Origin of the sequence: Alkalimonas mucilaginosa, assembly GCF_036327005.1 — a bacterium.
Classification (GTDB): domain Bacteria; phylum Pseudomonadota; class Gammaproteobacteria; order Enterobacterales; family Alteromonadaceae; genus Alkalimonas; species Alkalimonas mucilaginosa.
This window is the reverse complement of the sequence record NZ_JAUGZK010000004.1, coordinates 299,873-321,051: the sequence shown is the minus strand read 5'-3', so window position 1 is coordinate 321,051 and position 21,179 is coordinate 299,873. Positions and strand designations below refer to the sequence as shown.

Below are 21,179 nucleotides of genomic sequence, written 5' to 3'. Positions count from 1 at the left end.
TTTTTTATTTTCTGTGCATGGTGAGTATACAGAAATTCGCTACCATACACAGGCCTGCTTAGCCCGCTTTGGAGATACTTATGCAAACCGCCATGCTGTACTTGCTGACCGTACTGATCTGGGGATCCACATGGTTTGCTATCGAGTTTCAATTGGGCGATGTAGCAGTTGAAGTATCCCTGGTGTATCGCTTTGGCCTGGCTGCGCTGCTGCTCTGGCTCTGGTGTCTGTGGCGTAAATTACCAATGCAAATGCCTATACCGATGCACCTGAGTGTTGCTCTGATGGCTGTGCTGAACTTCGCCCTGAATTACTTCCTGCTGTATCAGGCCCAGCTGTACCTGACATCAGCCATGGCAGCCATTGCCTTTTCCACCATGTTGCTGATGAACATCGTCAATACCCGGTTGTTTTTTGGCCAAGCTATTGCCAAACGCATTTATGCAGGGGCTCTGCTTGGTATTGCTGGCATTGCGGTGTTGTTTGCACCGGATCTCACCGAGTTGTCACTGGCCAATACCAGCTTGTTGGGATTGCTGCTGGTTCTGTCCGGTACTTTAAGCGCTTCTTTTGGCAATATGCTCAGTGTGCGTAACTCCCGACGCGGCCTTGCGATCTTGCCCATGAATGCCTGGGGCATGCTGTATGGCAGCCTGGCACTGGCAGCCCTGGCCCTGCTGAATGGCAAAACCTTTACCATCAGCAGCCAACCGGCTTATCTGTGGTCACTGCTTTATTTATCAGTGTTTGGCTCTGTGATTGCGTTTGGCAGCTATTTTGCGCTGCTAAAACGGATGGGGCCGGAGAAAGCCAGCTACGTTATCGTACTGTTTCCTTTAGTGGCGGTAGTTTTTAGCTCCTTGTTTGAAGGTTTTCAATGGCAACTAAGCACTGTGACCGGCTTCTGCCTGGTATTGATCGGCAATGCGCTGGTACTCACTCCTTTTGACAAACTGAAACAGCTCTGGCTGCGCATCAAACCAGCGAAGCGCCTGCCTGCCGCGACTTAGCCTTGCACATGTTTTGTTACAAAGGTTCATAAAATGAACGCTTGATCGTTTTTTGAATCTGATTCAAAATATGCCACCTTATCAACTGAGGTGGTTATGGGTACATCGGAACGCAAGCAACGGGAACGGGAAGAGCGGGAACAACTGTTTCTGGATGCTGCCGAACAATTAATTGCAGAAGAAGGCTTTATTCAGCTGCAGATGGCGAGGCTGGCGAAAGCCTGCGACTACGCGACCGGTACCTTGTATCAGCACTTTACCTCGAAAGAGGATCTGCTGATGGCATTATTGGTTCGTCACTCAGCCCTGCACCTGGAAATGTTTGAACGAATTCAGCAATGGCAGGCGCCGTCACGCCAGCGAATTTTCGCCATTTGTGTAGCCGAGCAGGATTTCAACCAGCGTCAGGCCAACTACGTCAAACTGACACAATATGTGATGACCGAAGCCGTCTGGGAGAATGCCTCCGAAGCACGGCGGCAACAGTTTTTGCAGTGTGGTCAGCCCATTTGTCATATTGTCAGCAGCATAGTGCAACAGGCCATTGATGACGGGGATTTGGATCCGCAAGGTGCCAGCACCATGGAGTTGGGCTACGCAACCTGGGCTTTGTGCCAGGGCAGTCATAGCCTGGAGCATACACAAGGCCTGCTGGAGGCTTTTTCCATTCCACTCGGCCCTACGACCATGTACCGCAATATGCACCGACTGTTGAATGGCATGGGTTGGCAACCACTGCTGGATTTAACCCAGCCCGCGGAGTTGACCAGGCTGGTACAACACATAGAACGACATTTACAGATTAACTAAGGGCAGCAGACAACCTTAGCAACGGCTTTCATCTAAACAGCAGACTGCACAGCAGTCTATCAAGGAGCAATCATGTTTAAGCGCATGAGTCTGATGTTACTCGCCGCCATCATCGTGTTTGGCGGCATTTTTGGCTACAAAGCTATCGGCAATCATTTTATGAATGATTTTTTCGACAACATGCCAATGCCTGTAGCGAGCATTACCGCCGCCAGTGCCAACGCTGATCGCTGGGAAGCTTCCATTACTGCAGTAGGTAGCTTTGTTGCCATGCAAGGCACAGAGCTGACTGTAGAAACCAGCGGCATCGTCCGGGAAATCTTGTTTGAAAATGGTGCGGCCGTCGAGCAAGGCCAACTGCTGGTGAAGCTGGATGACAGCATCGACCAGCCCGAATTGGCTCGCTTAAAGGCTGCTGAAAAGCTGGCGCAAATAGAGCTGAACCGCAATCAGCGTCTGTTTCAGGAGCGCAGCGTCTCCGAGTTGGATTTGCGTCGCCGTGAAAGTGAAGCGGAGCAAGCCGCTGCAGCGGTGCGCATCCAGCAAGCCCGCATTGCCCAGAAAGAAATCCGGGCCCCCTTTAGTGGTATCACTGGCATTCGGCGGGTGAATTTAGGCCAATTGGTCTCACCGGGCTCTGCCGTGGTATCCATTGAATCCCTGGATCCCATTTACCTGAATTTCACCCTGCCAGAACAACGGTTGGCGGACATCCACGAAGGCCAACAGTTACGGGTACGGGTTGATGCCTACCAGGAACAAAGCTTTGATGGTGTCATTACAGCCATTGCACCAGCCGTTCGTGCTTCCAGCCGTAGCGTGGAAGTACAAGCTACTTTGCAAAATCCGGAGCAAAAATTGCGACCAGGTATGTTTGGCCGGGTAGAAGTATTAACCGGCGAAGCACGCGATGTTTTGCTGGTACCGCAAACGGCCATCCAGTTTAACACCTACGGCAACTCAGTCTTCGTCTTGCGCGAAGAGGATGGTCAGTTGAAAGCCTTCCAACGCTTTGTTCAGACCGGTGAAAGCCGGGGTGATCTGATTAATGTTACGGATGGTTTAGCACAAGGGGATCGGGTAGCAACGTCTGGCTTGTTGAAACTGCGTAACGGAGCCGCCGTTCAGGTCAGTGAAAATGGCAACGCTCAACCCAGTGCCGAACTGAACCCACAACCGGCCAACCAATAAGGAACCCAAAGATGCGTTTTACCGACGTCTTTATCCGCAAGCCTGTACTGGCTTCGGTGGTGAGCCTGTTTATTATTCTGCTGGGGATGCGCTCCATATTCGATATGAATGTGCGGCAATTCCCGGAAATTAAAAATGCCGTGGTCACAGTATCCACGACCTACATCGGTGCCGATGCCGATCTGATCCAGGGTTTTATCACCAGCCCACTGGAGCGGGAAATTGCGGCAGCCGAAGGGATTGACTACATTGTATCAACCTCTGTAGCAGGCATGAGCTCCATTGAGGCTTACCTGCGGCTGGATTACGATCCCAACGAAGCCCTGACCCAAATCGCCGCTCAGGTGAACAAGGTGCGTTCGGAGTTGCCGGAAAATGCCCGTGATCCGGTAGTCAATTTGAAAGTTGGCCAGGACGTGGCCGCTATGTACTTGTCGTTTTACAGCGAAGTGCTGGGCAACAACCAGATCACCGACTATCTGGTACGGGTGGTCGAGCCTCAACTCGCCACTATCCCCGGTGTACAACGGGCTGAAATTCTGGGTGCCCGCACCTTTGCTATGCGCATCTGGCTGGATCCAAACCGGATGGCCGCTCTGGGTGTCACCGGCAGTGATGTCAATCAGGCGCTGCGAAGCAACAACGTACTGGCAGCACTGGGCCGCACCAAAGGCCAGATGGTGGCTGTCGACTTAAATGCCGCCACCGATCTACGCAGCGTCGAAGAATTTGAACAACTGGTGATCCGTACCGATGACGATGCCTTGATCCGGCTAATGGATATCGCTGAAGTAGAGCTGGGTGCCGAAAGCTACGAAAGCTCCGTCAGCTTCAATGGGCTGGCGGCTACTTTTATGGGCATTGAGATTGCGCCGGATGCCAATGCGCTGGATGTAATTGCCGATGTACGCCGCATTTGGGACAGCGAAATACTGCCGCAATTGCCGGAAGGTTTAAGCGCCGATATTCCATACGATTCTACCGAGTACATTGAAAACGCTATCAACGAAGTGGTTGTGTCCATTGTGCTGGCACTGCTGATCGTTGTCCTGGTGATTTACGCGTTCCTTGGCTCGATGCGCAGTGTGATTATTCCAGCAGTTGCTATACCTGTTTCGCTGGTAGGTACTTTCTTTTTGATGTGGCTGCTGGGCTTTTCCATCAACCTCCTCACTTTGCTGGCGATGGTACTGGCCATTGGTATCGTGGTAGATGATGCCATCATTATGCTGGAAAACATCCACCGCTTTATGGAAGAGGGCAAATCACGCACTGAAGCAGCGATCCTGGGTGCCCGCCAACTGGCCTGGCCGATCATTGCCATGTCTACCACTCTGGTGGCGGTCTTCATTCCTATTGGCTTTGTTGGTGGCCTGACCGGCGTTCTCTTTGTCGAGTTTGCCTTTACCCTGGCCGCTACGGTAATTCTATCCGGTGTAGTAGCCCTGACCCTGTCACCGGTGATGTGTGCCTATATCTTAAAAGCGCACAAAACCGAAGCCGATAAACCGCGCCTCGAAGCCTGGTTGGATCGGCGCTTTGCCAGCCTGCGCAATGGCTATCAAAAGCAGCTGCATGGTGCACTGAATTACTTGCCTGTGCTGCTCACTTTTGGTGCCATCGTACTGGTCTCCTGTTACTTCCTGTTTATTACCAGCCCATCCGAGCTGGAGCCTGCTGAAGATCAGGGGTTTGTGTTCTCCATCCTGAGTGCTGACAGTTACGCCACGCTGGACTATCTGGAACGCAATACCAAAGAGCTGAACCGGCTGCTGGATGATATCCCGGAACTGGATAATGTATTTATTATCAATGGCATGGGTGGAACCAATACCGCTATTGCCGGTATGGTACTGTCCCCCTGGGATCAGCGTACCCGCAGCACGCAGCAAGTGCTGGAAACACAGATCCAGCCCTTTTTGGACAGCCTGCCTGGCCTGAACAGCTTTGCGCTGGTGCCACCATCACTACCCTCACCAGGAGGCGGCTTGCCAGTCGAGTTTGTGATTGGCTCCACTCAGCCGTTTGAAGCCCTGCAGGAAGTTGCGCAGCAAGTGATGGGACGGGCCATGGCCAGTGGCCGCTTTATCTTTGTCGACAACGACTTGAAAATAGACCGGCCCCGTCAGACGGTGCATGTCGATCGGGATAAAGCAGCGTTAATGGGTGTCAGCATGCAACAAATAGCTGCAGATCTGGGCAGCTTGCTGGCTGGGGCCGATGCTGGTCGCTTTGCGCTGGATAACCGTTCATACCGGGTGATCCCACAGGTTGAGCGGGTTGAACGCTTAAACCCGGAACAACTGAAGAACTACTATACCCGCAATCGAGATGGTGAGCTGGTGCCCTTATCCACCTTGATCACACTGGAAGAAAGTGTGCAGCCACAAGCATTGAAGGGATTTCAGCAGCTGAACGCCGTGAAAATTTCCGGCCTGCCCCGTCCCGGCGTACCACTGGGTGAAGCTTTAGCCGTGCTGGAACAAATCGCAGCAGAAGTACTGCCTGCCGGTTACAGTGTCGATTATGCTGGCCAGTCCCGTCAGTACAAGGCTGAAGGTCAGCAACTGGTGATTACCTTCTTCTTTGCTTTGATTGTGATTTTCCTGGTGCTGGCGGCTCAGTTCGAATCGTTCAAGAATGCGGTGATTATTCTGGTCACAGTTCCCATGAGTGTGTGTGGTGCTCTGATCTTTATCAGCCTTGGTTTTACCAGCCTGAACATCTATACCCAGGTTGGCTTACTGACCCTGGTTGGCTTAATAGCCAAGCACGGTATTCTGATAGTGGAATTTGCCAATCAATTGCAACAAGAAGGCCGCAGCAAGCGAGAAGCCATTGAAGAAGCTACCTCAGTGCGCTTAAGGCCAATTCTGATGACAACAGCAGCGACGGTGCTGGCGATGATCCCGCTGCTGATGGCCAGTGGTGCTGGTGCGGCTTCCCGCTATGCCATGGGCCTGGTAATTGCCAGTGGCATGACCATAGGCACCGCTTTTACTCTGTTCGTGGTACCTGCAATGTATTTGCTGCTTGCCCGGGATCTGCGCACAGATCCCGACAACAACGAAGAGGTGATAGCAGATTAAGCTTCCTTCGGGCCGGGGTTTTGCCTGGTCCATGCCCACGCCAGCGACTCTGTCGCTGGCTTTTTTTTAGCTGAAAAAGAAGAGAGACTTAATGGCGTGCCAGCTGTTGCAACAGGCGCTGGCTGTGCTCCAGCATCTTGGCATTGGCGTTAATTTTGCTCAGCTGCAAATACAATAAATGGCATACATGCTGCGCACTTAATTGCTCCAGCAGCGGATCCAGCCGGGGGCTGCTGTCACCGGCCAGCACATACAAAGGTGTTTGTACCAATAAACTAAGCGGGTTGGTTTTAAAAGCCGTCAGTGATATCAGTTGGACTTTTTGTGACTTGAGCTCTCGGGCCAGCCGCAGCACATCCTGATTTTCACCACTGTGCGAAATAGCAAACAACACACTCTGCTCAGAGAGCTGCGCACTGTATTGCAGTTGCACCGCAGGATCGGGGTGATAACACACTGTTTTGCCCAATTGCCGCAAACGAAAGGCGAAATCAGCCGCCACCAAACCAGAGCCTCCAAAACCAACCAATAAAATTTTATCGGCCGCATCCAGCAGTTGGCAGGCTCTATCCAGGTTTTTTTGTTCGTTGATTTCAGTTAAGGTGCGATAGCTGGCCTGCAACTGCAATTGAAACTGCTCAACTTCTGCCAGCGGCATTTTCTTAATATCGCTGTTGTCATCCCGGTTCAGGTTCGACTGAGCTACCAGCGCTTCGCTGACTGCCAGTTTGAAATCAGGGTAACCTTTGTAACCGACTTTCTGACAAAATTTCACCACACTGGACTGACTCACTCCCACGGCATCCGCCAATTGCTGCGATGAGTAATCCCGAAGTAAATGCGAGTTATCCAGAATAAAGTCCGCAAGCTTGCGTTCAATGGCCGACATCTGGTCTTGCAAACCTCTGATTTTCAATAGACACACCATATTGTTTTTGTACTCGTGTTAAGCCAAGGCCAGCGGCACTACTATAACCTGAACAGCCGGCCCTGGTAAACAATGTTAAAAATCTGGCATCTGATCCCAGCTCAGTTGCTCTGCAACCTCGATACGACGTCGGATCAGGGCCGATTGTATACCGGATACCAATACCTCCGGAACCAAAGCTCTGGTGTTGTAACAGGATGCCATGACGGCACCGTAGGCACCGGCCTGGCCTATTGCCACAGCCTCCCCTGGCTTTAGTTCAGGCAAAGACTGCCCCATACTGAAGGTATCGCCGGTTTCACACACCGGGCCAACGACATCATAGCGCAAGCTGGCTCGGTCCGGCTGTTGCTGTACCGGCCAGATATCATGCACAGCCCCATACATGGCAGGACGCAGCAAATCATTCATGGCCGCATCTAAAATCAAAAAGGTTTTGCCCGGTCCCTGTTTTACATACTCCACCTGACAGAGCAACACACCAGCATTGGCGGCCAGCGAGCGGCCTGGCTCTAAAATCAGTCGGCAACCTTTATCGGCAAAGTGCCGACGTACCAGCGCCATGTAATTGTCAATCGAAACTGCCTGGCTGGCATCCGGATACAAAATGCCCAGGCCACCACCCAGATCAATGGTATCGATGGGGTGACCGAGCGCCTGCAAACGATCCACCAGCTCCAGCATGCGCTCAAATGCAGCCTGGTACGGTGCTAAATCGGTAATTTGTGAGCCGATATGCATATCAACGCCCTGGATACGAATACCCGGTAAACTGGCAGCCAACCCATACACCTGCTCTACCTGCTGCCAACTAATGCCAAATTTATTCTCCGCTTTGCCGGTGGCAATTTTTTCATGGGTACCGGCATCCACATCCGGATTGACCCGTACCGCTATTGCGGCTTCCAGGCTAAGCGCGGTTGCCACCTCACTTAATCGTTTTAACTCTGGAATGGACTCGACATTAAACTGCAAGATACCGGCTTTTAGTGCCAGCGCCATATCGGCCCTGGTTTTACCTACCCCGGAATACACTACACGATTGGCTGGAAAACCAGCTGCCAACGCCCGTTGCAGTTCGCCAATGGAGACCACATCAGCCCCTGCACCGGCTTTGGCAAAACACTGCAATACCGCCAGGTTGGAGTTGGCTTTCACCGCAAAGCAAATCAAAGCATCCAATCCAGTTGCTGCTTGCTGGTAAGCCTGCAAATTCGTCAGTAATTGAGCTTTGGAATAGACATAACAAGGGGAACCGTATTGCTGCAGCAAAGCAGCAGCAGGCAACTGCTCAATGTGCAACTCTTGCTGCTGATAGCCAATGGCCATAAAAGGACTCCTGAACAAACAGAATTGTTTATTCACGATAATAGCCGTTAAGAATAAATTATTCCAGCCATTCTTGGGCGCTTTGCACTTTTTTGCACTAGCGCCTAGTGATCGCTGGACTGGAAGCTGGCCAGTGCCTGGCGCAGAAAACCAGCTTTAGCGGCTAACAAAGCAATGGCATCTTCTTTGCCAAGACCAGTCAACAGCCGTAAAATGGCCAACTTGGCACTGTTATCGGATTCAGTCAGCATCTGTTTCGCTTGCTGATGCGTGCAGCCAGTGGCTTCGGCCACAATACGGGCAGCACGAACACACAGCTTCTGATTGCTGGCGTGCACATCCACCATCAGGTTCTGATACACTTTCCCGCTACGTACCATGCTGGCAGTGGATAGCATATTCAGCAGCAATTTTTGTGCGGTACCGGATTTCATTCGGGTAGACCCTGTCAGTACCTCCGGCCCGACAGCGGCACATAAGGGGATATCCGCGGCCTGCAACACCGCAGTATCCGGGTTGCAGCTAATACCTATGGTGGTGCAACCAAGCTGACGCCCATACTGCATGGCCGCCACCACATAAGGGGTGCGGCCACTGGCGGCAATACCCACCAACACATCACTGGCCGATAAATGAATGGCTTGCACATCGTTGATCCCCTGGTCCGCATCGTCTTCGGCCCCCTCTACCGCCTGTAAAATGGCCGCTGACCCACCGGCGATTAATGCTTGCACCTGCTCCGGCGGTGTGCTGAAAGTAGGCGGGCACTCCGCCGCATCCAGAATACCCAGCCGGCCACTGGTGCCAGCACCGATGTAGATTAAACGCCCGCCGGCAGCAAAAGCTGCCACTATGGCATCGACGGCCTGTGCTACCTGCTCCAGGATCCCTGCCAGGACCTGTGCTACTTGCTGATCAGCCTGGTTAATGCGTTTTAAAACATCCAGAGTATCCAACTGGTCCAAATCCATACTATCCGGGTTGCGACTCTCGGATAAAAAGCTGCTCAGCTCACGCAGTAGTTGTTGCTCTTGACCACTATCCAGTACCGGCGGCTTCTTTTCCCCCATCATACTCGTGGCTCCGTCTTTTCCAGCTCACCACTGCGCCACTTTTGTGCCAGCAATAATGCACCATCCACCGAAGTACCTGCCGCCGGAATCACTTTCTGTTGGATGCGCTCTGGCAACTGCGGGATTGTCCCTGCAGCCAGGCCGCCAAGTATCACTATCGGTAAATCCACCTCCTGGCACGTCAAATCAATCAGCTCTACCACATCATCCAGGTAGCGTCCAAACACTCTGGCTGCTTGTGGGCATTGCGCTGCCAGAGGCAATACCAGAGGGGCCAGTCGGGAAAAATCATTCACAACCGCATGTTTCAACCAGGCCAGAATATTGGCCGGATCGGTGCCAATCACCGCAGTCACAGCCTTCGCCAACCGGGAGCTGAAAGCACGGCTGCGATCAAACTCATCCAACACCTGACGCACCGCCATCTTCCCTAAAATAGCTCCGCTGCCTTCATCGCCAATGTTAAAGCCCCAACCACCAAACTGTCGCTCGACACCATTGGACTCCAGCCGCATACCAACCGAACCGGTACCTAAAGCCACCACTGCCACCGGCTGACCATGATTCGCGCCCCAGACGGATGTTTTCGCATCGGTGGTGATCCAAAGCTGTGGACAAAGTTCAGCCAGATGCAGCTCCAATGATCTGCGCAGCTGCAAATTACCTGCACCAGGCACACCAGCCACTACAGTCACTTCACGGCCCTGACAATGCGCCAGCTCAAATAAATTGCTAATCAACTGATACAGCGTCGCCGCAGCATTGTTGTAGTCGTTGGTCAGGGAGGCCGAGCCCATTTTCAGTTGCCAGCTGCGATTACTGGCGAGATGCACCAGCCGGCCAAGGGTTTTGGTGCCACCGGCATCAATACCAAGTATATAGTCCGTCACTCTGTCTCTCCTGTGACTGCGAATGAAGATGGTTGCTGTTGTTTAGGCTTGCCTAAACAACAGACCACAAAAGCAAATAAGGTACCCAAGCAAAGCTGCCAGGTAAAGCCCAAATCCCATGTGGCCAGAACAGGGCCAAAGAACTGCAGTACATAAGGCTGAAAAAACAAAGGCACCAGAAAACCACAAAGCAGCGCGGCAGCCACACTGCGGGCATTACCGCGGTTAGTGCATAGAACCGTAAAGTAAACCCCCAACAGACCACTGTAGGAAAACACCATCACGCTAAGGGCAAAAGCCAGCAATGGCATATCGCTAAATTGCTGCCAGTAAAAACACAGTACCGCCATCGCCGATAGTGCTGTTGCAGTCAGCAACATGCCAAACTGACCGGCCCGGACAAAGTGTCGTTCAGATGTGGCCGCTCTGCGACGCTGTTGCCAGGGGCGATACAAATCCTCCACCAGCACCGAAGACATGGAGTTGAGCCCGGAGGTCATGGTAGAAAGTGCAGCCGCCACCACACCAACCGTCACCAGCCCCCGCAAACCAGCAGGCATTTCATTGAGTACGAAATGCATAAAAACCGTCACGGTTTCACCGGCAAAGCTGCCGGCAAGCTCTGCGCCACCTTGTTGCATCAAGTCAGGCCGCAGATAGAATACATAAAGCAACATGCCAATGGCGATAAAGAGCAGCATCACCGGAATAATCAATACCACCGACAACAGCATAGCGCTGGCACCCTGCCTGGCCGTTTTACAGCTGAGTACCCGCTGGGTCATATCCTGATCCAACCCAAAAGCAGCAATATTCAGCAGCACAAAACCACTCATGGCCGACCAAAATGTAAAAACGCCACCGGAACTGACATCAAGTGAAAAATCCAGTAACTGCAACTTCGAGCCGGAACCATCCAGGGGTTCCCTCAGCGCCGCCAGGATAGCTGCCGGCTCGGCCGGGATCAGCCACAGCAGATAGATAAACACCGCTATGGCCGCCAGCACATAAACAGCACACTGGAAGGCATCGGTGTAAATAACCGAGCGGATCCCTCCTGCTACAGAATACGCCAAGGCACCAAAAGCCAGCACGATGATCGACAACACCACGCTGCTGGCATCAATGTTATGAAAAATCACCATCGATACCGCAATGGCAGCCATGTAAAGGCGCGCCCCACTGGCAAAGACTCGACCAAACAGATACATAGTTCCGGCCTGACGCTTGGCACTATCACCAAAGCGTTGCGCCAGCAAGCCATATACCGTACTGACTCTGGCCTGATAGTAGCGCGGGATCAAATACAGCATTACCACAAAGGCAGCAATAAAAGCGCCAAGATTGGTAGCCAGATAGGTGAGATCCCCACGAAATCCTTGATCAGGCCCACCGAGGAAGGTTGCTGCCGACTGCGAGGTGGCCATCACCGAAATAGCCACGGCCCACATTGGCATCTGATTGCCGCCAAGAAAGTAGTCGCGGGCATTGCCGGCGCGTCTTTGACTTAACAGCCAGCCCATTGCCGCCAGCAGCAGGAAGTAACCAGCAAACACCAGCCAATCCAGCGCCGTCAGTTTTATCTCCATGGCGCCTCCGGCGCTGTTTGCGGTGCATTATAAACCAAGCATGGCCTCGTAAATCTTGCTCATCACACTGCCATACATGCCGGTTTCAAAACGATCGCCACTGAAGTAATAACCGCTGCTATCCTGCCGGATCGGTGAATGCTTTTTATTGGTTAACAGCACCACCAGCAGATCGTAGTATGGATCAATCAAGGTAGCCGTGCCAGTCCAACCGGTATGGCCAAAAGCATAACGGCTGGCATAAGGACCAAAATGCCAGTCCAGATCGCTTCCAACCGCCGTGCGCCAGCCCAGGCCAAAGCGGTGATCCTGGCCCGATGGCCGGACAAACTGCTGGATCACCGGCTGGCTGAATACCGCAACATCGCCGTAACCACCATGTTGCGCCAGCATCATCAGTACCGCCAGCTCACGGGCAGTACTAAACAAACCGGCATGGCCAGCCACCCCTCCCAGCGAGTAAAAAGCTTTTTCATCGTGGACTTCACCACGCAACACCCCCCGACGCATCGCTGGAAACTGCTGGTGCAAGCCACCTCTGGTGTTGCCATCCAATTCCGTCGCTGCAATACGGTTGGCTGCAATGCCTTTTTGCAATGGATTAAATAAGGTACTGCTAAGCCCCAGCGGCTGGTAAAGCTGCTGCTCCAGATACGTATCCAGCGCCATACCTGCCACCCGCTCTACCAGAGCCCCCAACAACATAAAGCCGGTATCGCTGTACACCGCACTTTGTCCACGCGGTCGCTGAAAAGGTACCTGCTCTATCAGCAATTGCTTGGTACGCTCCGCTTCTATCGAATAAAAGTCAGCGCCCAAGCGATTATCTGGCCGGAAAAAATGCAACTCCGGACCATAGCCTGCACTGTGATCTAATAAATCCCGCACCAACCGCAGTTCACGCCCATCGCCCTGATACTCCGGCAGATAATGCGCTATCGGCGCATTGATATCCAGCTGGCCCTCCGTAGCCAGTTTCATTACCGCATACACAGTCGCATACATCTTGCTGTTGGAAGCTATATCGAACAAGGTATCGGTTTGCATTGGCTCAGGCTGTACCAACTGCTGACCATGACGATCGTACCGCTTGGCGTAACCATAGGCTGTTTCTTTGATCACCCGGCCGTTCTTCGCAATCAACAACACCGCACCGGGAAAGCCGGCAGCAACCTCCTGCTCTATCATGGCATCCAGCTCTGCCAACCGCTGGGCCGAAAACCCCGCGTCTGCGGCCGTTCCATCCAACAACAGAGGGAAGTTGAACCGCAGCCGAATACTGGCATCGGCCGGCTCTACAGCCGCCAGCCGCAGTTGGTTCAATCCATCCCGGGTGTAATCCGCCAGCGACAAGATCATCGGCTGCTCTGACAGCTGTGGTGGCAAGGCCAGTTCACGACCATTGATAAGAATACTGGCTGAACTGGCTTGTTGTAAATCCAGCCAGAGCGCGCCCTGGCCTTGATAACTGTAAAAAATTCGCCGGTCATTCACCAAGCGTCGCTGGCTACGTTGCTCCGGCAGTTCGATGCTAAGCTGGGCCGGCTCACGCACCGACACTGGCCAGTCACTACTAAACGTCATGCCTGCACCAAGCGGTAAAAACAGAGCCAGCACTGTGGTGATTAAAAGCGGATACCGCCGTGCCATTATGGAACCTCCTGTGCAGCCATCTCAGGCACCATCAGTTGCACCGGCAAAGTACCATGCAAGGCGGTATGCCCGAGCAAAGCCTCAGCAACCGCCTGATAGGTCGGCCCATAAAGTACCTCAGCCTGGCTTTGCTCAATACCGTGATGGTAAGCCACTATACTGAGATCACTGAACGGCAATAAGGGAATCAGCTCATAAGGGGTACCAAAACCTAACAATACCACAGAGCTTCCTGCCTGCCTGGTAGCCTGCAGCACCTGCTGACTGGCCTGCATAGCAGCCTCATAACTGATGGCCGGACGCGGTTGACTGGCAAGGTCCGCCATGCCTCCGGCATCCACCAGACTGGCCAGCCGCTGCCAGCCGGCATGGATCACCAGATCCGCCTGCTGACTAAGCTGCAGTGCCTGCTCTGGCTGCCAGTCATCGAACGTGCTCTGGGTCCAGCGCAGCCGCTGCCACTCCTCCTGCGGCCATTGCCGGCTCAGTGCTTGTTGCAGCATCCGCGCCTGCAAAGGTGTAGCTGCTAACAGATGCAAATGGGCAATGCGCTTTGTTGGTAATGGCAAGAGCCCGGATTGGTTCTGCAATAAGGTGGCAGCCTGGCGGGCAAGCTCCAACTCGAGCGCCTGGTGGGCTGGCTGGCCCAATTGCTGCTTTGCCAGCCGATACAGGGCTGTTCGATCATCCTGTACAGTGGTGGTATGGAGCCAGCCAGCTTTTAGCTTTCTTATTCGCTGCCAGGAAACTTCCAGCTCTGCTGCACTAAGCTGCCCTTGCCGAACAGCAGTTGCTAACCGGCTGATCAATTGTTTGAAAGCTTTGATATCCTCAGGTTCGCGAATAGGGTAAGGCATTAACGCAATATCAGCACCAGCTGCGAAGGTTTCCAGCACCGCCTGCTCTGGTGAAAAGTAATGGCTGATGGCAGCCATATCCAGCGCATCGGTAATAATCAGCCCCTGATACCCCATCTGCTGCCTTAACAAATCGGTCAGCATAGCCCGCGACATCGTCGCCGGCCGAAGCATCCGGTTGCCATCTTTGCTTTCAATCTGGCTGTTATCCAGCTCTGGGTACTGAATATGTGCTGTCATGATCATTGGCACTTCAGTGTGCTCAATGGCCCACTGAAATGGGGCCAAGTCAACACGCTCAATCTGACGACGCGAATGGGTCACCAATGGCAATGCCAAATGGCTGTCCAAATGCGTATCACCATGACCTGGGAAATGCTTTAGCGTACCGAGTACACCTTGCTGTTGCATGCTGCTTAGCATCGCCACCGCTAACTCAGCCACCTGTTGCGGCTGCTCACCAAAAGAGCGCACATTGATCACCGGATTGTCGGGATTGCTGTTCACATCAACCACCGGCGCATGGTTGGTATTAATACCCAGTACTGCCAGCTCCTGCCCCAGCACGCGGCCAACCTGGCTGGCATAAAAATCACCATGGCGTGCATAGGTCGCGCCTATGGCCATATTGCCGGCAAAACCAGAGCTAAAATGGCGTGGTGTCCGAAAAACCCGGCCACCCTCCTGGTCAACGGAAATAAACAGTGGCTGGCCAACAGGTGATTGCAAAGCAGCCTTCTGCAGATCCTGTGTCAAATCAATAATCTGCTCAGGGGATTGCAGGTTTTCCGCAAACAAAATAACGCCACCCAGGCCAGTCTCTGTAATCAGTTGTGCCAGCTCGTGCGGCAAATGGGTCACAGCCGAGCGACATGGTGTCTCACCGGGCTCCGGGCAAAAGTACCGTACATCGATCATCAGCTTCTGGGCAATTTTTTGTTCCAGGGTTAATTCAGTGCGCAAAGCCGTCCATCCCAGATAAATTCCAATACAGGCTATAGTAACAATCCAGCTCAAATGCAGTACATTTTTTTTCATGCAGAACCTGGCCAGTTGGCCCACCCTTTTGCTGAAAGTTTCAACACACCTTAGCAAAGCCACCCCCAATCGACAACTAAATTATTCCTAATAAACGACCACATAGAATTATTTATTCCAACATAAAGCTCAGGGGTAGCAACCCCTTACAGCAGGTTGGTCAGAAAATACTGACCGGATCAACAAGAAGGCATTTTACAAAGGAATAATTTATGCTAATGTTTATTTCATTGTAGAATATTTAATTACTTTGTTGCGGATACCCGATGATCACAGATGGTTTTTTATTCCTGACTGTCTTGTTGCTGATGGCAGCCGGGCTCGGCTTACTGGAGAAGCACAGTGGTTGGCGCTTGTTTGCCATTTTACCCGGCATTGTGCTGTTGTATTTTAGCGTGATGCTGGCTTCCAGTTTAGGGCTTTGGAGCCAAAGCGACAGTATTCGCGCAACGTACAGTGTGGTACGAAACAACCTGCTGCCTGCCATGATTTTCCTGATGTTGCTAAAAAGCGATTTACGAGCGATTGCCCACCTTGGTCCCCGCATGTTGGGGGCCTTTTTTACTGCGGTGATCACGATTATGCTTGGCTTCGTCATTACTTTTGCTATCTTTCATCGCTGGCTGGAACCCGATAGCTGGAAAACCTTTGCCGCCTTATCGGGCAGTTGGATGGGCGGCACCGGTAATATGGCGGCTATCCAGTCAGCGCTGGATGTACCAGACAGTCGCATGGGCTACACCTTGCTGATGGACTCCATTGATTACGCTATCTGGGTGATGATCCTGCTGGCGTTGGTGCCTTTTGCCGGCCTGTTCAATCGCTGGACCAATGCGGACAGCAGCTTGCTGGCTAAAGCCGGTGAGCGACTGGCACAACAGCACGAAGCAAAGGCAGCAGGTACGACTGTGACCCAGCTGAACTTACTGGTGTTACTCAGCCTGAGTTTTTTGGTATCGGCGGTCAGTCAGCACCTGGCTAGCCTGTTACCAACAACCGCTTTCTTAACCAGCATGACCTGGACCATTTTGCTGGTCACACTGGCCGGTGTGCTGGCTGCGATGACAAGGCTTGGCAGACTGGCTGGCTCTGTCGAGCTGTCTCAGATTATGCTGTTGGTGATTATCGCGCTGATTGCTTCCAGAGCTGATTTCGCCGATTTAGTCAAAGCGCCGATTTATGTCACCGCTGGCCTGATGATTCTGTGTATTCATGGTCTGCTGATGGCTTTGGTAGCCAAACTATTCCGACTTGATTTATTCACCTGCGGTGTGGCCTCCCTGGCCAACATCGGCGGGGTCGCTTCAGCCCCTATACTGGCAGCCGCCTACTCCAAAGCCTTGATCCCCGTTGGGGTGTTGATGGCGATGCTGGGTTATGTTGTTGGCACGGCAGGTGGTCTGCTGGTAGGTAAAATGCTGTTCTGGCTAGCCTGACAACCAGACAGCCATTATAGTGCAAGTGCACCGATTTCTTGCGTTCGAGGTTAGACATGAAGATTACTGATATCCGTTTGGGCATGTTGAAGGTGCCATTGAAAACGCCCTTTAAAACGGCGCTACGTACCGTGCATGAAATTGAAGATGTCGTGGTTATGGTAGAAACCGATACCGGCCATGTAGGTTATGGGGAAGCTCCGGCGACGGCCGTGATTACCGGTGATATTCATGGCTCTATTATCGAAGCCATCCGCACCGTGATTAAGCCCAAATTAGTGGGCCTGGATATCTCCGATCTGAATCATGTCACCCGGGTGATCCAAAACTGCATTATGAAAAACTACAGCGCCAAAGCAGCGGTAGAAATAGCGGTTTACGACTTGTTTGCGCAACTTTATGGCGCCCCATTGTACAAAATGCTCGGTGGCGGTGTGCCTAAACTCACCACGGACCTGACCATCAGCGTCGATTACATCGATAAGATGGTGGCAGATTCGCTGGATGCTGTAGACCGCGGTTTTGAGACACTAAAAGTCAAAGTTGGCAAAGACATAGGCGTTGATATAGAGCGGGTCAAAGCCATCTACGCCGCCGTTGAAGGCCGGGCACTGATCCGGCTTGATGCGAACCAGGGCTGGACGGCGAAGGAAGCCGTCTATGCACTGCATAAACTGGAAGATGCCGGTGTCCGGCTGGAACTGGTGGAGCAACCTGTTAAAGCGCTGGATATTGATGGCCTGAAATACGTTACCGACCGGGTGCATACCCCGGTCATGGCCGATGAAACCACCTTCAGTCCGCGCGAAGTTATTGAACTGATCAAAATGCGTGCTGCCGATATCATCAACATCAAGCTGATGAAAACCGGGGGCATCTCCAATGCCATTAAAATCGCAGATATCTGCTCGTTCTACGACATGCAGTGCATGATTGGTTGCATGCTGGAAACCAGCATCAGTGTGTCTGCCGCTGTGCACCTGGCCGTTGCTAAATCCGATGTGATTACCAAGGTGGACTTGGATGGCCCTTCGCTTTGTTCGTTTGATCCTGTCGAAGGCAATGTGCTGTTCGAAGGTGCGGATATCAGCATTGAAGATACGCCAGGCCTTGGTATTCGCAGTATCAAAGGCCTGAACATGCTCGCTTAAATGGCATTCTCCCTGCCGATAGCATAGCCGGTAGCCGTATGGTTGCCGGTTTTTTTATGCTCCAGGCCTGCGTTTAGGCTGGCAACATAAAAACACATCCCCCCTGCTGCCTGTACCAATGTAAATAAAGCGCTGCTGCTGACAAAAAAAACCGCAGCATCCTGGCTGCGGTTTTTTATAACGGTTCGACCTTAGAAGGTGTATTCCACCAGTAAGGTATAAGCCCGACCACGAGGATCAGCCACACGCGGCTCCCAGGCAGAACCAGCTGCCGAGTCCATATTGTGTGATGAGAACGGCGGATCCTGATCAAACAGGTTCTTAATTCCCAGTGTAATCAACGTATTTTCCAGGCCCCGGTACGTCATGCTGTAATTGTAGGTAGTATAGCTACTCACCCGCTGATCCCAGTTCTCGGGAGTATGGGCACCGCTGGCAATCCGTGCAAAGATGGCACCTTCATAACCATGCCGATATATCTGCGTCAGACTGTGCATAAAGTCGCCATGCGTGTAGCTGAAATTCAGCGTATGCTTCCATTTGATAGGCAAGTTGTTGTTGTAAACAAACTGACCAACCAGATTTTCACTGTAGGGCAGTGTGTCGAGCGCTTTGGTTTTAAAGCTCTGCAGGTAGTTACCATTTAACCGTACCCGCCAACTGCCGCCAGCAAGCTCTCCAAACAGGTTAGCATCCAATTCAATGCCCCTGGTCAAGGTGCCCCCTGAGTTGATAAAACGTCCATCAATCAGTGTGATTTGGCCGGAAGCATCACGGATAAAGTTGTCCTGAAAAGCGTCATAGTTTTCCAGCAACACAGTTTGTGTTGCAGTACGGATGGTGTTGGTCCGTTCAATCTCCCACCAGTCAATGCTGATATTGAAGTTATCGACAGGGACCAGCACCACACCAATGCTCTTTTGCGTAGACTCTTCAGGCTGCAAGTCTATTTTACCGCCACGCAGAATATCTGGCTGGATAGATTCACAACCCGGCGTATCGCTGACCTGGCCATCCGGACAAATAGCCGGGTCAAACCAGGTATCCACGGTATTGGCTTCTGCACGAACCCCTTCAAACAGCTGGTTAAAATTCGGCACCTTAAAGCCGGTACTGTATGCCGCCCGCACCATAACTTGCTCGACAGGCTGGTACTTCAGCGATACTTTCGGGTTGGTGGTACTGCCAAAACCACTGTAATGATCGTAACGGCCGGCCAGAGTCAGATCCAGATTATCCAGCAGTGGCAGATAAACTTCCGCAAAGACAGCTTTGATATTGCGGCTTACTTTATCCAGCGCATTTTGATCGTCAAAAGGTGCCAGTGGCACTGTTTTACCGGGTTCTAAATCGGAGCCATCAAACTTGTACTCCTCACGACGCAAGTCGGTTCCGACAGCGGCCTGAATGAAACCACCCGGTAACTCCAGCCCCAGATCACCGGACACAACAGCATCCAGCTGGGTTAGAGTGGTCGTCCCCTTATACAGCTTGAGGCCCGCCGCTGAAGCAGCTGCCAGACCATCCAAAGCCGCCTGGGATTGTTGCCCTGGCGATGCAAAAGGATCCAGGGTGCCACTGCCAAGTAAGCTTTGTAATTGATCCAGATAATAGTACCCATCAACCAGAGTCGTTTTAGAGGTATTCTCTGAACGTGAGAACCCAACCGTGTAATCGTAATCGGCAATCATGCCTTCAAATGCCAACAAAGCACGGTAGGAAGTGGTATCGGTATCAAAAGTACGAGGCCCACACTCCATACAGCGCCAACGATAGGCAATAGGAGCACCGTAATTCAAATCATCGTAACCAAAGTACTCGCCTAAGGCATTGTAGATACGATCATAATTTGCCCCGGTGCTTGGATACCAGGTGGATGGATTGTACTGGGCATTCTCAAGCGTACTGGAGCTAATTTGATAGGCTTCAAAACTCTTTCTGGATTCGACATGAGCGGCAGAAAGTTCAAAGAACATTTCATGGCCATCGCCTAAGTTAAAAGACACCCGGCCAATGAAATCCAGACTTTCCAGAGGTGACTGCAGCATACGATGACGGGCATATTCCCAGGCACAGGCATATTTGGACGTTGCCGACCAGGGATACAGATTCGGGTCGAAGCGGTCCATAAAGTCGCCACCCGCCGCACAACCTTCCGCACCGGGTAAAGCCAGGATATTGATCGCAGCCATCAGGGCGCCTTCATTCGCCGGATCCGGATCGAGCAAACCGCCACCAATTAAGCCAGGAGCCGTATCGGAGTTCTGGTTAAAAATGGTAGCAAAGGGTGTGCCACGCGTATCCGGCGATAAGCCGCGATCTTCGCGGAAAGAGTAGGTAAAATCACGCTGAGTACCACGAATACCCAAGTTTCGTTTAGCCGTCAGAGTGGCAAAGGCATTCCAGCCATCCTGATCAAAGTCACCTACCCCAAAGAGCACATTACCGCGATAAATATGGCCTGCACCTGCTTCGGTGATATCTGCAAAACCAGACACCTGGGCACCGGTGTAATCACGTCGGGTAATAAAGTTAATCACCCCGCCGATGGCATCGGTTCCATACACTGCAGAAGCGCCATCACGCAGGATCTCCACCCGATCCAAGGCAGCAAATGGAATGGAGTTCAGATCAACGCTACGGCCTTTTAAGCCATGCGGCGCCAAACGACGGCCATTCAGTAACACCAGGGTGGCATCCGCCCCCTGACCACGTAAATTGGCACCGGAGTTGCCTGAGTTACCACGGTTCTCCGCGGTAGTGATGCCTTCATTACTGGCCATATTGTCCATGCCATTGCCTGCAATATTCAATTGCATCAACAGCTGTTCACCTGAGGTAATACCGGCAGCATTGATATCCTCGCGGGTAAACACGGTGATCGGTAACTCGCCTTCCAAAGTAGTACGTTTAATGCTGGAGCCAGTGACCCGAATTCGTTCAACGGCTTCATCGGCCTCTGCAACAGACAGATTATCATTCGCTATCGCGTGTGTGCCTAGCCCGGCCAGGGCTAAACACCCGATTAATGGTTTCAACTTCACGTGCATCTCTCCTAACTGGTCACCTGGATTTTCTTCTAATTAGTTGTTCGTTTTCCGAACAGTTTTAACATAGCAAAGATTCCATCAATTT

14 protein-coding genes are annotated in these 21,179 nt (G+C 52.3%); 6 read left to right on the top strand and 8 right to left on the bottom strand.

What is annotated here, in order from left to right; all coding sequences use genetic code 11:
- Positions 1-80: 80 nt before the first annotated feature.
- The 4 genes from QWF21_RS07820 to QWF21_RS07805 all read left to right on the top strand — a co-directional run bounded on the left by QWF21_RS07820 (position 81) and on the right by QWF21_RS07805 (position 6,100).
- Positions 81-1,010, top strand: coding sequence for a DMT family transporter (locus QWF21_RS07820; protein WP_330087481.1), 930 nt, complete (start codon positions 81-83; stop codon positions 1,008-1,010).
- A gap of 96 nt (positions 1,011-1,106) precedes the next feature.
- Complete coding sequence (locus QWF21_RS07815; protein WP_330087480.1) at positions 1,107-1,820, top strand: TetR/AcrR family transcriptional regulator; 714 nt, start codon at positions 1,107-1,109, stop codon at positions 1,818-1,820.
- 72 nt (positions 1,821-1,892) lie between these two features.
- Positions 1,893-3,011 carry an efflux RND transporter periplasmic adaptor subunit gene (locus QWF21_RS07810; protein ID WP_330087479.1) on the top strand — a complete coding sequence of 373 codons (1,119 nt, stop codon included), beginning with the start codon at positions 1,893-1,895 and terminating at the stop codon, positions 3,009-3,011.
- 11 nt (positions 3,012-3,022) lie between these two features.
- Complete coding sequence (locus tag QWF21_RS07805; RefSeq protein WP_330087478.1) at positions 3,023-6,100, top strand: efflux RND transporter permease subunit; 3,078 nt, start codon at positions 3,023-3,025, stop codon at positions 6,098-6,100.
- An 88-nt stretch (positions 6,101-6,188) separates the two neighbouring features.
- Here QWF21_RS07805 and QWF21_RS07800 read toward each other — a convergent pair whose 3' ends face one another.
- The 7 genes from QWF21_RS07800 to QWF21_RS07770 form a co-directional block, all read right to left on the bottom strand.
- Entirely contained in the window at positions 6,189-7,025 is an 837-nt protein-coding gene (locus QWF21_RS07800; RefSeq protein ID WP_330087572.1) for a MurR/RpiR family transcriptional regulator, read from the bottom strand.
- 78 nt (positions 7,026-7,103) lie between these two features.
- Positions 7,104-8,357 (bottom strand): diaminopimelate decarboxylase, encoded by a 1,254-nt coding sequence (lysA, locus tag QWF21_RS07795; protein WP_330087477.1) that lies wholly within the window; start codon positions 8,355-8,357, stop codon positions 7,104-7,106.
- 104 nt (positions 8,358-8,461) lie between these two features.
- Complete coding sequence (gene murQ / locus QWF21_RS07790) at positions 8,462-9,430, bottom strand: N-acetylmuramic acid 6-phosphate etherase (RefSeq protein ID WP_330087476.1); 969 nt, start codon at positions 9,428-9,430, stop codon at positions 8,462-8,464.
- Positions 9,427-10,320, bottom strand: a complete 894-nt coding sequence (locus QWF21_RS07785; protein ID WP_330087475.1) for a BadF/BadG/BcrA/BcrD ATPase family protein — start codon at positions 10,318-10,320, stop codon at positions 9,427-9,429. The genes murQ and QWF21_RS07785 overlap by 4 nt, the downstream gene beginning before the upstream one ends.
- Positions 10,317-11,909 (bottom strand): sodium:solute symporter, encoded by a 1,593-nt coding sequence (locus tag QWF21_RS07780; protein WP_330087474.1) that lies wholly within the window; start codon positions 11,907-11,909, stop codon positions 10,317-10,319. Before QWF21_RS07780 ends, QWF21_RS07785 begins: the two co-directional genes overlap by 4 nt.
- A gap of 27 nt (positions 11,910-11,936) precedes the next feature.
- The gene (pbp4b, locus tag QWF21_RS07775; protein WP_330087473.1) at positions 11,937-13,559 is read right to left on the bottom strand and encodes a penicillin binding protein PBP4B; all 1,623 of its coding nucleotides are present in this window, start codon (positions 13,557-13,559) and stop codon (positions 11,937-11,939) included.
- Entirely contained in the window at positions 13,559-15,457 is a 1,899-nt protein-coding gene (locus tag QWF21_RS07770) for a glycoside hydrolase family 3 protein (protein ID WP_330087472.1), read from the bottom strand. Before QWF21_RS07770 ends, pbp4b begins: the two co-directional genes overlap by 1 nt.
- Positions 15,458-15,723: 266 nt before the next feature.
- On the opposite strand from QWF21_RS07770, the gene QWF21_RS07765 reads away from it, so the two are divergent.
- Together QWF21_RS07765 and QWF21_RS07760 are read left to right on the top strand one after the other, a co-directional pair.
- On the top strand, positions 15,724-16,893 hold the full coding sequence (locus QWF21_RS07765) for a DUF819 family protein (protein WP_330087471.1): 1,170 nt from the start codon (positions 15,724-15,726) through the stop codon (positions 16,891-16,893).
- 56 nt (positions 16,894-16,949) lie between these two features.
- Positions 16,950-18,044 carry a dipeptide epimerase gene (locus QWF21_RS07760; RefSeq protein WP_330087470.1) on the top strand — a complete coding sequence of 365 codons (1,095 nt, stop codon included), beginning with the start codon at positions 16,950-16,952 and terminating at the stop codon, positions 18,042-18,044.
- Between the two features lie 191 nt (positions 18,045-18,235).
- Here the strand turns inward: QWF21_RS07760 and QWF21_RS07755 are convergent, their stop codons facing one another.
- The gene (locus QWF21_RS07755) at positions 18,236-21,094 is read right to left on the bottom strand and encodes a TonB-dependent receptor domain-containing protein (RefSeq protein WP_407935271.1); all 2,859 of its coding nucleotides are present in this window, start codon (positions 21,092-21,094) and stop codon (positions 18,236-18,238) included.
- Between the last annotated feature and the right edge of the window lie 85 nt (positions 21,095-21,179).